General features: G+C 59.0%; 13 protein-coding genes. 5 read left to right on the top strand and 8 right to left on the bottom strand.

Going from position 1 to position 12933, the window contains the following annotated elements; all coding sequences use genetic code 11:
* Positions 1–182: 182 nt before the first annotated feature.
* The 3 genes from BLP23_RS20730 to BLP23_RS20720 all read right to left on the bottom strand — a co-directional run bounded on the left by BLP23_RS20730 (position 183) and on the right by BLP23_RS20720 (position 1781).
* A complete protein-coding gene (locus tag BLP23_RS20730) occupies positions 183–698 on the bottom strand; it encodes an invasion associated locus B family protein (protein ID WP_092586704.1) in 516 nt (171 codons plus the stop codon).
* Positions 699–1037: 339 nt separating this feature from the next.
* Complete coding sequence (locus BLP23_RS20725) at positions 1038–1427, bottom strand: YkvA family protein (protein WP_022717374.1); 390 nt, start codon at positions 1425–1427, stop codon at positions 1038–1040.
* Positions 1428–1478: 51 nt separating this feature from the next.
* Positions 1479–1781, bottom strand: a complete 303-nt coding sequence (locus BLP23_RS20720) for a 4a-hydroxytetrahydrobiopterin dehydratase (RefSeq protein ID WP_092586775.1) — start codon at positions 1779–1781, stop codon at positions 1479–1481.
* A 35-nt stretch (positions 1782–1816) separates the two neighbouring features.
* On the opposite strand from BLP23_RS20720, the gene BLP23_RS20715 reads away from it, so the two are divergent.
* Positions 1817–2317, top strand: coding sequence for a low molecular weight protein-tyrosine-phosphatase (locus BLP23_RS20715; RefSeq protein WP_092586703.1), 501 nt, complete (start codon positions 1817–1819; stop codon positions 2315–2317).
* On the opposite strand, the gene thpR is transcribed toward BLP23_RS20715, so the two are convergent.
* Entirely contained in the window at positions 2224–2817 is a 594-nt protein-coding gene (gene thpR / locus BLP23_RS20710; RefSeq protein ID WP_092586702.1) for an RNA 2',3'-cyclic phosphodiesterase, read from the bottom strand. The two genes, BLP23_RS20715 and thpR, sit on opposite strands and share 94 nt — an antisense overlap.
* A gap of 68 nt (positions 2818–2885) precedes the next feature.
* Positions 2886–3530: an arylesterase gene (locus BLP23_RS20705; RefSeq protein WP_092586701.1), complete on the bottom strand. Its 645-nt coding sequence runs from the start codon at positions 3528–3530 to the stop codon at positions 2886–2888.
* A 54-nt stretch (positions 3531–3584) separates the two neighbouring features.
* Here BLP23_RS20705 and BLP23_RS20700 point away from each other — a divergent pair, with 54 nt between their 5' ends.
* The 4 genes from BLP23_RS20700 (at position 3585) to BLP23_RS20685 (ending at position 8398) form a co-directional block, all read left to right on the top strand.
* Complete coding sequence (locus BLP23_RS20700) at positions 3585–4292, top strand: ABC transporter ATP-binding protein (RefSeq protein WP_092586700.1); 708 nt, start codon at positions 3585–3587, stop codon at positions 4290–4292.
* Positions 4289–6832 carry an ABC transporter permease gene (locus BLP23_RS20695; protein WP_092586699.1) on the top strand — a complete coding sequence of 848 codons (2544 nt, stop codon included), beginning with the start codon at positions 4289–4291 and terminating at the stop codon, positions 6830–6832. The genes BLP23_RS20700 and BLP23_RS20695 overlap by 4 nt, the downstream gene beginning before the upstream one ends.
* Before the next feature lie 179 nt (positions 6833–7011).
* Positions 7012–7740 carry a Bax inhibitor-1/YccA family protein gene (locus tag BLP23_RS20690; protein WP_022717367.1) on the top strand — a complete coding sequence of 243 codons (729 nt, stop codon included), beginning with the start codon at positions 7012–7014 and terminating at the stop codon, positions 7738–7740.
* A gap of 100 nt (positions 7741–7840) precedes the next feature.
* Positions 7841–8398 carry a GNAT family N-acetyltransferase gene (locus BLP23_RS20685; protein WP_092586698.1) on the top strand — a complete coding sequence of 186 codons (558 nt, stop codon included), beginning with the start codon at positions 7841–7843 and terminating at the stop codon, positions 8396–8398.
* 5 nt (positions 8399–8403) lie between these two features.
* On the opposite strand, the gene BLP23_RS20680 is transcribed toward BLP23_RS20685, so the two are convergent.
* From BLP23_RS20680 to acnA, 3 genes are all read right to left on the bottom strand, one after another.
* Positions 8404–8805, bottom strand: coding sequence for a DUF2794 domain-containing protein (locus BLP23_RS20680; RefSeq protein WP_074069950.1), 402 nt, complete (start codon positions 8803–8805; stop codon positions 8404–8406).
* Positions 8806–9079: 274 nt separating this feature from the next.
* The gene (locus tag BLP23_RS20675; protein ID WP_092586697.1) at positions 9080–9820 is read right to left on the bottom strand and encodes a DUF1223 domain-containing protein; all 741 of its coding nucleotides are present in this window, start codon (positions 9818–9820) and stop codon (positions 9080–9082) included.
* A 221-nt stretch (positions 9821–10041) separates the two neighbouring features.
* The gene (gene acnA / locus BLP23_RS20670; protein ID WP_092586696.1) at positions 10042–12732 is read right to left on the bottom strand and encodes an aconitate hydratase AcnA; all 2691 of its coding nucleotides are present in this window, start codon (positions 12730–12732) and stop codon (positions 10042–10044) included.
* Between the last annotated feature and the right edge of the window lie 201 nt (positions 12733–12933).

Here is a 12933-nt window from a genome sequence, read left to right as displayed (position 1 = left end):
TTGACTTTGCGGGCGGCATCGGCAGTTGGCAGAAAATTGAATGACGGAGCAGCAGCATATGCCGCGATCTTTCCGCAGTTGCGCGCGGCTTTATCATCATTTTCGCCGCGCGTCACTATAGATGGAAACGGCAAAGGCCGGCGCAAGGCCGGCCTTTGAACTTCAAGACAGAGCAAGGTGGCTTACTTGCAGGTTTCGATCTGCTTCAGCGAAGCGGAGATACCGGAGAGCGAGTAGCTGTAGGATGTGGCAGTGCCTCGCCGAGACGTCGCATTGACCGTCATCGACTTGCCGCCCTTCATGGCCGCCACAAGCGCGGGCTCCTGCGCCGCGTTCTCGACCCAGCCGGCTTTATCCTTGGTGAACATGACAAAGGTCTTGTTGTCGATGACGACTTCGATCTTCGAACCGTCCTTGACCGTGTAGCCCATCATCGCCTGCGGCTCGTAGGAGATGTTCTGGCCAGGACGCTGCGAGACGATGAAGAAGTTGTCGCCGTGGTCAATGCCAGCCGGCTTCTTTTCGGTCGGCACGGACAGCACATAGCAAACATTGCCGTTGCCCTGCTTGTAGGAATAGGCGCCCCAGGCCTGGAATTGCTGGATGCGCGTCGGTGCAGCAGCAGTCTGCTGTGCTCCTACAGCTCCGGCCGTGATGAGAACGAGTGCGAGAGCGGATACGATACTTTTTACAAACATGGATTTCCTGCCGGTTCTTGCGATTCAGCGCCCTGTCGGAGCGAGCGGCGTCTTCGTCACGATCTGCTTTATTTTGACTTAATTCAGGTTACCAAAGCGTCAACGGAGCCTGCGAATTGTCTCCACGTGTGTCATTCCGGCCTGAGTGTTAACGCATAACGCGATTGCGCCCCGCGACGATATTGTGCCCTGATGGCGTGATGCCATCCCTTCGAGGAGATTTAAGACATAAAGATTCAGGCAAGAGTTTGACCTTCCAAAATTCCGTTGCAGGGCCATTAAGACGTTGGAAATTCGTCAAAGAATTGCCTGAGCACAAGGGCTGGAAGCCAGAACGGTCTAGATCGTTTTCATGCCTTCCGGCCGATCGGCAAGCGCGCGATCGGCCGCCTCGTAGTGCTTGGCTTTCATATGGCTGTTGACCATCGCGAAAGCCGCCGAGAGTACCGCAATATCGTCCGAAAAACCGATCAGCATAAAGATGTCCGGGACCATGTCGAAAGGCAGGATGAAATAGGCAAGAGCCGCGAGCAGGATGCCGCGTACGCGCGTCGGCGTTTCCGGATCGAGCGCGCAATAAAAGCCTGCGACAAGATCCCGTGAAAACGGAATCTGCCGCACCGCCCGCTTGAAGGTCGGCCAGAACTTTTTCCGCACAGCCTTCTCCCGCCGGCTCTGGGTATCTTCGTCCCCGGGCAGCAGGATTTCACCGAATTTGACCTCGTCCATTCCCGTTTTCCCTTTGGTGCATGCGAAGATATGGTGATGGCTTTAACAGATTCAATCAATCTGCCCTGCGGCCTTGTCCATCGCCTTGGCAAGCTTGAAGTCGAGTTCGGTCAATCCGCCTGCATCATGGGTGTTCAGCTTCACCTCGACCCTGGAATAGACATTGAACCATTCCGGATGGTGGTTGAGCTTTTCTGCCACAAGCGCCGCCTTGGTCATGAAACCGAAGGCTTCGACGAAGCTTGCGAATTTGAATGTTTTCGAGATCGATGCCCAACCATCATCCAAGGACCAACCCGCCAATCCGGCAAGCTGGCTGTCGATCGCGCTCCGTTCCAGTTTCTCCTGTTTCATGTCATCGTGCTCCATCTCTTCAGTCAGGTCTCTTCATGAAACGCGTCAGCATTCTCTTTGTTTGCATGGGCAATATCTGCCGCTCTCCGCTCGCCGAAGGCGTTTTCGTCCATATTGCAAGGCAGAGCGGTCTTGCCGATCGGTTCAAGATTGACTCAGCAGGTACCGGCGGCTGGCATCAAGGCAAACCGCCTGATAGACGCTCGATCGCAATCGCACGAGCCCACGGCATTGACATTACAGGGCAACGTGCCCGCCGTGTCCGCCTTAAGGATTTCGAAGAATTCGATCTTGTCCTCGCAATGGACCGCGCCAATATTGCCGAGCTTCGCGCGATGGCGCCGGGTGCTGGCAACATAATGCTTTTCGGCGATGCCGCGCTTCAGACTGGCGAAGATATTCCGGACCCCTATTTTGGTGGCCCGGAAGGCTTCGAACTGATCTATACGAGGCTTTTGGCCGGCTGCATCGCATTGGTGGACAAGCTCGGCGCCGACCAGGCCTCGCTCAGCGGGAACACTTCTTCCGTCAGATAGGGCCCGCCGCCGACCGATTCGCGCGAAGAAAGCAGCACGAAGCGTGGAACGGTGAAGGATGACGTCTGGAAATTGCCTCGACTGGAAAGGTAATGGACGACGTCATCGACGCGCGAGGACTTCATACGCGCCAGCGTCACATGCGGGGTAAATTTTCGGGGATCTGGCGGCAGGCCGATCCGCTGGCAAATGCGCTCGATTTCAGCCTGTAGTGCATACATTTCCGGCGAGGGCGAAACGCCTGCCCAGACGGAATGCGGCTTCTTCGAGCCGAACGAGCCGATGCCGTCAAGGCGTATCTGAAATTCGGGCCGATCGATCCGGTCCAGGCGCTCAACGATTTCGTCAGCAGTGCGTCCATCGACATCGCCGATGAAGCGCAGTGTGATGTGGTAATTCTCCACATCGATCCATCTTGCACCGGGAAGACCACCGCGCAGCAATGAAAGGCTCATCGCCGCATTGCGCGGAATTTCGAGGGCGGTAAACAGTCTCGGCATGACGAGCACTCCCCGAATCTTTTGCAGGTGCTCACACGGAATCACGCATTCGAGACCCGCGCAAGCCCTTATTTCTTCACAGTAGAAATCGTCCCGATGAATTCCGTGACAGCCGGTTCCATCTTCTGAACCATGACATCAATGCCCTTCGCGTTCGGATGCATTCCATCGTCCAGCTTCAGACTGGTGTCCATCACGACACCGTCAAGGAAAAAAGGGTAAAGGGGAACCTGATGTTTTTCCGCTAGTTTTTGGTAGATTGGATTGAAACGCGCGGCATAATCACCACCCATGTTCGGAGGCGCCATCATGCCCACGAGCAGCACGGCGATGCCGCGATCCTTTAGCCGGGCAATCATCGCGTCCAAGTTCTTTTCGCTCTCTTCCGGGGCAATACCGCGCAACGCGTCGTTGGCGCCAAGCTCCAAGATGACGCCGTTGGTGCCATCGGGGACCGACCAGTCGATTCGCGCCAGCCCAGCGGTCGTCGTATCCCCGGAAACGCCGGCATTGGCAATCGAAACATCGACGCCTTTGGCTTTCAAGGCCGCTTGCAGCTTTTCCGGAAAGCCGTCGCCGGGCGGCAATTGGTATCCTGCCATCAGGCTGTCGCCGAAGCCGACAAGGTTGATCGTCGCAGCATTGGCACTCGTCCCGAAAATCAACGAAGCGGCAATGACAGCGATGTGAAGCGCGGCAACTTTAAATCTCATGCTGCTTTCCCTAGATTGGCAAAGTCTTTGCAATTCATATAGGGCGATTTTCTGTTGGCAAAAACCATCATCGAGCTCAAGCAGGCAGATTTGACGCTTGGCAACGCGGCAGCCTCCGTTCATGTCCTGAAGGGCATCGACCTTTCGGTCGCCGCCGGAGAGTCGGTGGGCATCGTCGGTCCGTCCGGCTCGGGAAAGTCCACGCTGCTAATGGTCCTCGCCGGCCTTGAGAGGCTCGATAGCGGCGAGATCAATATAAACGACACGCCGTTGCACGCCCTCAGCGAAGATCAGGTCGCCGATTTCCGTGGCCGCAATATCGGCATCGTCTTCCAGTCGTTCCATCTGATCGCCAATATGACGGCACTTGAAAACGTCGCAGTCCCGCTTGAACTCGCAAACGTGCCGAACCCCTTCGACATTGCCCGTCGCGAGTTGAAATCGGTCGGGCTCGGCGAGCGGCTGAGCCACTACCCGGGCCAGCTTTCCGGCGGCGAACAGCAACGTGTCGCCATCGCGCGCGCGCTTGCGCCAACACCAGCCCTGCTCATCGCCGACGAACCGACCGGCAATCTCGACACCGATACCGGCCGCCAGATCGCCGATCTGCTTTTTTCCAAGCAGGCCGAACGCGGCATGACACTACTGCTCGTCACGCATGACGTCTCGCTTGCCAATCGCTGCTCGCGGCAGATCAAAGTCCGCTCCGGCAAGATCGAAGGCGATAGCGCGGCGCGCCATTCCGAAGCGGCCATAGCATGAAGCTTGTCGCCCCGCGCACTGCGCTTGCCTTTAGCCTTGCCCTTCGCGAGCTCCGCGGCGGTTTCAGGGGCTTTTACATCTTCCTCGCCTGCATCGCACTCGGCACCGGCGCGATCGCCGCCGTCAACTCCATCTCGCAGTCAATTACCGACTCGATCGCCTCCCAGGGCCAGGAACTGCTCGCCGGTGACGTCCGCTTCGAGCTGAACAACCGTGAAGCAACCCAGCCGGAGATGAATTTCCTGCGGGGCCTCGGCCAGGTTTCCATCTCAACTGGTCTTCGATCCATGGCACGAAAGCCGGACGGGTCGGATCAAGCGCTCGTTGAGGTCAAGTCGGTGGACGATGCCTATCCGCTCTATGGCAAATTCGCGGCCGAACCGGATTACCCCCTTTCGGCTCTGCTTTCCGATCAGAACGGAACCTACGGCGCCGTTGCAGCACCTCTCTTGCTGGAGCGGCTCGGTCTTGCTGTCGGCGACGAGATACTGCTCGGCAATGCCACCCTCAGCATCACAGGTCAGGTGAGGACCGAGCCGGATGCGCTTTCAGAAGGTTTCGGATTTGCGCCGCGGCTGGTGGTGAGCCGCCAGGCACTGATTGCTTCCGGACTGATCCAGACCGGCAGCCTTGTCGAGCATGTCTACAAGATAAAGCTCGATGCCCCCTCCGAGCGCGCGAGCGTGCGCGACCGCGCCACCCGGGAGTTCCCATCGGCGGGCTGGTCGATCCGAACGAGTGACCGGGCGGCCCCGTCTCTCACCGAAAATATCACCCGCTTCTCCCAATTCCTCACGCTCGTCGGCCTCACCGCGCTCATCGTCGGCGGTGTCGGCGTCGCCAACGCCGTGCGGGCCTTTCTGGATGCGAAGCGCACGACGATCGCGACGTTCAAATGCCTGGGGGCGCCTGCTGCCGTCGTCGTCCTCGTTTATCTCTTCCAGATTGCGATCATCGCATCGGCCGGCATCCTGTTCGGCCTCGTCATCGGCGCCTTGTCGCCGATGCTTGCCGCGCAATTCCTGGCACAATTCCTGCCGGTTTCCACCGAACCGACGCTCTATCCAGACGCGCTGCTGCTGGCTGCGCTCTTCGGCATCCTGACGACGCTCGCCTTCGCTATCATGCCGCTCGGCCATGCCCGGGAAGTGCCTGCAACTGCGCTCTTCCGCGAACAGGGTTTCGAGGCACGCCGCCTGCCCTCGTTGCCTTATATCTTGCTTGCTCTGCTCTTCATGGCTGCGCTTGCCGGTCTTGCGATCGTTACCGCCTATGACCGATACATCGCCGTTATCTTCGTCGGCGCGATTGTCTTTGCCTTCGTCATCTTGCGGGCCGTGGCAGCACTGATCGCCTGGCTTGCCAAGCGCAGCCCGCGTGTCAATTCACCGGCGCTCAGGCTTGCAATCGGCAATATCCATCGTCCTGGCGCACTGACGCCGTCCGTCGTCCTCTCGCTCGGCCTCGGCCTCGCGCTGCTGGTCACCTTGACGCTCATCGACGGCAACCTGCGCCGGCAATTGACCGGCCGCATGGCAAACGGCGCACCGAATTTCTTCTTCGTGGACATTCAGAGCGCTGAGGTCGAAAACTTCCGCAACCTGATCAGCCGGCACGCGCCGGAAGGCAAGCTCGTGGAAGTGCCGATGCTGCGGGGCCGCATTCTGGCGCTGAACGGCAAGGACGTGACCACGATCCAGGTGCCGCCCGGCGGCCAATGGGTGCTGCGCGGCGACCGCGGCATCACCTATTCCGAGACGATACCGGAAAACGCCTCGCTGACGGAGGGAAGCTGGTGGCCGCAGGACTACAGCGGCGAACCGCTTGTCTCCTTCTCCTCGGAAGAAGCCAGGGAACTCGGCCTCAAAATCGGCGATACCGTCACCGTAAACGTGCTCGGCCGTAACCTGACGGCCAAGATCGCAAATCTGCGGAAAGTCGAGTGGGAATCGCTATCGATCAATTTCGTCATGGTCTTCTCGCCGAATACCTTCCGCGGCGCTCCGCATGCATGGCTGGCAACGCTTACCGATCCCTCGGCGACGCCGGCCATAGAAGCGGCTATCCTGAAATCCGTGACCAATACGTACCCAACGATCACCAGCGTGCGCGTCAAGGACGCAATCGATATTGTCAACACGCTCGTCGCGCAGCTCGCAACCGCAATCCGCGCTGCCGCCTCCGTTGCGCTCATCTCCTCCGTTCTGGTGCTTGCCGGCGCGCTTGCCGCCGGCAACCGGGCCCGAACGCACGACGCCGTCGTCCTGAAGACGCTTGGCGCGACGCGGGCGATGCTCATCCGCGCCTTCAGCTACGAATATCTGATCCTGGGGGTTGCAACAGCGGTCTTTGCATTGATCGCCGGCGGAGCTGCGGCCTGGTTCATCGTCAGCCGCATCATGCGGATGCCTTCGACCTTCCTGCCGGATGTCGCCGGCCTCACGCTCGTCACCGCCCTGGTCCTGACAGTCGGCATCGGGCTCATCGGCACCTGGCGCATTCTCGGCCAGAAGGCAGCACCCGTTTTGCGCGAACTATGAATTGGCGGCTGATAAAATCCCTTCACCTTACGGCGATTTAACCCGATCGCGGGTTGCAAGGGCCTTGTTTGCAAAAGGCGAAAGGCTCATATTACCGGTAGGCATGCTGGAGCTCCGCAGCGGCGCCCGGGTCGTATAGCCCGACACCGTATTCCCATCGGAGCTTTTAAGAGGAAACTATGGCTGACCTTCGTAACTACCAAAGCCGCGCACAAACTGGCGAGATGATCGATCAGGGCCTGCGCTCCTATATGCTCAAGGTCTACAACCTGATGGCGCTGGGTCTGGCGATCACGGGTGTAGCGGCATTTCTGTCATTCCAGCTCGCTTTTGCCGATGGTCAATTGACCGCCTTCGGCCAGGCGATCTATGTGAGCCCGCTGAAGTGGGTCGTGATCTTCGCTCCGCTAGCTCTGGTGTTTTTCTTGAGCTTCCGGATCGGCCGCATGAGCGTTTCCGCAGCGCAGACGACCTTCTGGGTCTATGCCGCGCTGGTCGGATTGTCGCTCTCGTCGCTTTTGCTGATCTACACGGGCGAGAGCGTCGTTCAGACGTTCTTCATCACGGCAGCCTCCTTCGGCGCACTGTCGCTTTACGGCTACTCGACAAAACGTGACCTGTCGGCAATGGGCTCGTTCCTGATCATGGGCCTCTTCGGCCTGATCATCGCTTCGCTCGTCAACATTTTCCTGGCCTCTTCCGCGATGCAATTCGCGATCTCGGTGATCGGCGTCCTGATCTTCGCAGGCCTTACCGCCTACGATACGCAGCGAATCAAGGAAATGTACTTCGAAGCCGATGACGTTGCCGTCGCCGGCCGGAAGGCGATCATCGGCGCGCTGACGCTCTATCTCGACTTCATCAACCTCTTCATGTTCCTGTTGCAGTTCCTCGGCAACCGCAGGTAAGTGAAAGCATCTCCGAAAAGGCGGCTCCGGCCGCCTTTTTTATTGCACGTCGAGCGACGGAATGTTTTCTAAAGGCATTCATCAATGACCGGCCGATCCAATGCCTTTCTTTCTTCGTGACGCCACTCCTTCCGACCTTCCCGCAATCGCGGAAATCTATCGCGAATCAGTCCTCAACGGCGTCGCGAGCTACGAGATCATCCCGCCTTCGGAATCCGAAATGGCCTCCCGCTTCTCGGCGAATACCAGTCTTGGGTATCCTTATATCGCGGCGGTTGATGAGAATGGAGCGCTGCTCGGCTATGCTTATGCTTCCGCCTTCCGCACCCGGCCCGCCTATCGCTGGATCGTGGAGGATTCAATCTATCTCGCGCCTGCAGCGCGCGGCCTTGGCATTGGCCGGGCACTGCTAACAGCGCTGATTTCACGCTGCACCGAACTCGGCTTCCGCCAGATGGTAGCCATCGTCGGCGGCGCTCATCCGGCTTCGATCGCGCTTCATCGCGCATTGGGTTTCGAAGAGACCGGCCTGCTGAAGGGTACCGGCTACAAACACGGCCGCTGGCTGGACACTATGATCATGCAGCGTCCGCTCGGCGATGGCAAAGACAGCGATCCTAATCCGTCGGTCTATCCTGGTACGCTGTTTGAGGGCTGACGCCGTCAGGTCTCGACGAGTTTCAGCACCTTGTTGAAGACCTTCAGCACCTGCTGCAGGTCATGGCCGCGCTTCAGGATCATGCCGTTTGCATTGATCACGCAATAAGCGCCCTGCTTGGCGGCGAGCCTCGGATCTTTCTCGATGCGGAAAAGCGGCATCTCGCCTGAACGTTTGAACACGGCGAAGACCGCCTTCTCCTTCAGATGGTCGATCGCGTAATCTTTCCACTCGCCTTCGCCAACCATCCTTCCGTAGATCCACAGAATCGCATCCAGCTCGCGACGGTGAAAGGTCACCGGCGGTGGGTCCTTGCTTTGCTTGTATTCTTTTAAATCGACGACGACCGAGGAACTACTACTGGCGGAACGGGCGTCGCCATGCCGCAAATCCGGCTGATCTGTCATCAGTCTCCCAAGCCTCCACTTATGACAGGAGAACGACAGTTTGCCCGAGCCACATCAAATTGCAAGTGCAGCTACCATCACATTAAACATATGCTGTGCAATCTCCCAAGTGCCGCATTTCAGTCAAAACAGCGCCTCATTTCCGGAGGAAGTTCGCTCACCGATTTGGCGCCAGCGCGCCAAAGGGCCCGGCTGAGCGTATCGACCTTAACCCCAGCCCCGAATACGATCAGCCGGGCCGCCTCGTTCCATCCGCCTCGAAGCGGCAAACCGATCAGATATTCTTGCCTGCCATGACGATTGTTGCGCCGACAATCGCAGCCGGATCTCCGTCCGCGGTCGTGGCCTGAAGCAGGATGGCGCAACCCTCCAGTCCTGGCTTCTGCAGAACGCTTGCGGGCAGCGTCAGGCTCGCCGCCTTGCCATCCCACATGCCGACTGTCTCGACATCGCTGACGCTGTTTAGATAGGAAATCTTCTTGCCGCTGTTTTCGCCCTTTTCGACGTCGATCGTCTTTTCCTTGTCGAAATAGACGAGTACGACATTGGCCTTACCCTCGCCGGCGCCGATCTTGATCTCGAGCTCGTCGCCGCGCAACTGCGCGTCCACGGGCACGGACAAGCCTTTGCCTTCCGTCGAAAACGCATCGATCTTGCCATAGATGGCAGAAAGGTCCGAGCCAGTCAGGTGATCGCGGCCGTTCACCACGACCTGCGGCGTGTAGACGTTGCTGCGGCCCATCATCCGCGCATAACCATATTGGCGCTCGGTGTTTTCCTTCGAACTGAGCGTGTCCGTCCACCCAAGATAATTCCAGTAGTCCACATGATAGGCGAGTGCGATGACATCGCCCTGGCTAACCAGCTTCCGGAAGGCTGCATCGGCGGGAGGACAGGAGGAGCATCCCTGCGAGGTGAAAAGTTCAACGACGCCTTTCGGTTTGCCATCTTCGGCATGAAGCGGCGCTGTAAGCACCATACCGGCGACCAGCGAAATCAAAAAACGCGGCGACATTCCAACCTCTTTTCCAGAGACGCGCAGCAGAGAGAAAACCGCAGGCCCTGACTTACGCCCGTAGAGATAATCCTTCCCGCTGCAAACGGGAAGTCACGAAGGGGTGAGACGCCGCCCGTCGGCATCGCTGCTAGAACACATCGGCGTGAGATGGAAACCCGCAAAGAAAAACCGCCGGAGATTGCTCTCCGGCGGCCACTATCTGGCATGTTTGTTAACAATCAGGCAGCGAGATCGCGCAGAACCGTCTGCAGGATGCCGCCGTTGTTGAGGTAGATTACTTCGTCGAGCGTATCGACGCGCGACAGGAGGGGAACCTCCTTCACCGTGCCGTCGCTGTAGGTGATCTTGGCGATCTTCTTCTCGCGTGGCTTGATGTTTTCCAGGTCCTCGATGGTCACGGTCTCGTCACCCTTGAGGCCAAGGCTTTGCCAGGTCGTGCCGTCTTCGAAGACGAAGGGGATGACACCCATGCCGACCAGGTTCGAGCGGTGGATACGCTCGAAGGACTGGGCGATAACGGCCTTGACGCCGAGCAGGTTGGTGCCTTTCGCTGCCCAGTCGCGCGACGAACCGTTGCCGTATTCGACACCGGCGAAGATGACGAGCGGAACGCCCTCTGCCTTGTACTTCATGGCAGCGTCGTAGATCGATTCCTCTTCCTTCGACGGATAGTGGATCGTGTAGCCGCCTTCCCTGCCGTTCGGGCCGAGCATGTGGTTGCGGATGCGGATGTTGGCGAAGGTGCCACGCATCATCACTTCATGGTTACCGCGGCGCGTGCCGTACTGGTTGAAGTCCGCGACCCCGACATTGTGCTCGAGCAGATAAGAACCGGCCGGCGAAGCAGCCTTGATCGAACCGGCCGGAGAAATGTGGTCGGTGGTGATCTTGTCGCCGAACAGGCCCAGGACGCGGGCACCCTTGATGTCCGAGGTGCCGCTGCCCTTCTTGCCCATGCCGACGAAGTAAGGCGGGTTCTGGACGTAGGTCGAGTCGTCGTCCCAGGCGTAGGTCTGCCCTGGGGGCACCTGGACGGCCTGCCAGTTTTCATCACCCTTGAAAACATCGGCATACTTCGTTTCGTAAAGTTCGCGGGTGACGTACTTGAGGATGAACTCCTGAACTTCCTTCGAGGTCGGCCAGATGTCCTTGAGATAGACCGGCTTGCCGTTCTGGTCTTCGCCGATCGGCTCCTTGGTCAGGTCCTTCTGGACGGTGCCGGCGAGCGCATAGGCAACGACGAGCGGCGGGGATGCCAGATAGTTCGCCTGGACATCCGGCGAGATACGGCCTTCGAAGTTGCGGTTGCCCGAAAGCACGCCCGAAACGATGAGGCCCTTGTCGTTGATCGTCTTTGAGACCGGCGCCGGCAGCGGGCCGGAATTGCCGATGCAGGTCGTGCAGCCGAAGCCGACGAGGTTGAAGCCGAGCTTGTCTAGGTCGGCCTGCAGGCCGGACTTGGCAAGATATTCGCCGACGACCTGCGATCCAGGCGCCAGCGAAGTCTTGACCCAGGGCTTGGTCTTCAGGCCCTTGGCAACGGCGTTGCGGGCGAGCAGGCCGGCAGCAATCAGAACCGACGGGTTGGAGGTATTGGTGCACGATGTGATGGCGGCAATGGCAACGTCGCCATGGCCGAGATCGAAGTCCGTGCCTTCGACCGCATAACGGTTCGAAAGCTGGCCGGGCTTCTTGTAGTCGGCGTCCATCGACGTGGCAAAACCGGACGCGATGTCTTCGAGCGCGATGCGGCCCTCAGGACGCTTCGGACCTGCCATCGACGGCACGACGTCGCCGAGGTCGAGTTCCAGCGTGTCGGTGAAGACGAGGTCGGAACCATCGCCTTCGCGCCACATGCCTTGCGCCTTCGAATAGGCTTCAACGAGCGCGATCCGGTCATGGGTGCGGCCGGACATGGTGAGGTAGTTGACGGTTTCGCCGTCGACCGGGAAGAAGCCACAGGTCGCGCCGTATTCCGGACCCATGTTGCCGATCGTCGCACGGTCGGCGAGCGGCATGTTGTCCATGCCGGGGCCGAAGAACTCGACGAACTTCGAAACGACGCCTTTCTTGCGCAGCATCTGCACGACGGTCAGAACGAGGTCCGTCGCCGTGACGCCTTCCTTGAGCTTGCCGGTGAGCTTGAAGCCGATGACTTCTGGCAGGAGCATGGAGACCGGCTGGCCGAGCATGGCGGCTTCTGCTTCGATACCGCCGACGCCCCAGCCCAGAACGCCGAGTCCGTTGATCATCGTCGTGTGCGAGTCGGTACCGACGCAGGTGTCCGGATAGGCGATCGTCTCACCGTCCTCATCCTTCGTCCACACGGTCTGGCCGAGATATTCGAGGTTGACCTGGTGACAGATGCCGGTGCCAGGAGGAACGACGCGGAAGTTCTTGAATGCCTGCTGGCCCCACTTCAGGAAGCGGTAGCGCTCGCCGTTGCGCTGGTATTCCAGTTCGACGTTCTTGGCGAAGGCCTGCGGCGTGCCGAATTCATCGACGATGACGGAATGGTCGATGACGAGGTCGACGGGCACGAGGGGGTTGATCTTTTCAGGATCGCCGCCGAGCGAGACCATTGCGTCGCGCATCGCAGCAAGGTCGACCACCGCAGGAACGCCAGTGAAGTCCTGCATCAGCACGCGCGCCGGGCGATAGGCGATTTCGTTTTCGACGGAGCCCTTGTTGTTCAGCCATTCGGCGACGGCAAGGATGTGCTCCTTGGTGACCGACTGGCCGTCTTCGAAGCGCAGCAGGTTCTCGAGCAGAACCTTCATCGAATAGGGAAGCTTCGACACGCCCTTAAGACCATTCGCTTCAGCCTTCGGTAGGCTGTAATAGACGTAGTCCTTTCCGTTCACGGAAAGCGTGGAGCGACAATTGAAGCTGTCAAGAGATTTAGACACGAGAGACCCCGTTTCTGATAGCCAACACAGTCGTGCGGACGCCTATGCACTAATGCACATCAGGATGCGGGTACGGCCATTTCCGCTGTCCGCACGTGGAGAGGTTTCTCCAAGTTCGGCGCAAGGATGAAATTCACGCCGGCCGCTGGCGTGGTTGCGGGTCTTATAGATAATTTCTAAGAAAGGTGCCAGAGAGGGCTC

This window comes from Rhizobium mongolense subsp. loessense (genome assembly GCF_900099775.1).
Classification (GTDB): domain Bacteria; phylum Pseudomonadota; class Alphaproteobacteria; order Rhizobiales; family Rhizobiaceae; genus Rhizobium; species Rhizobium loessense.
This window is presented reverse-complemented; position numbering and strand designations above follow the sequence as displayed.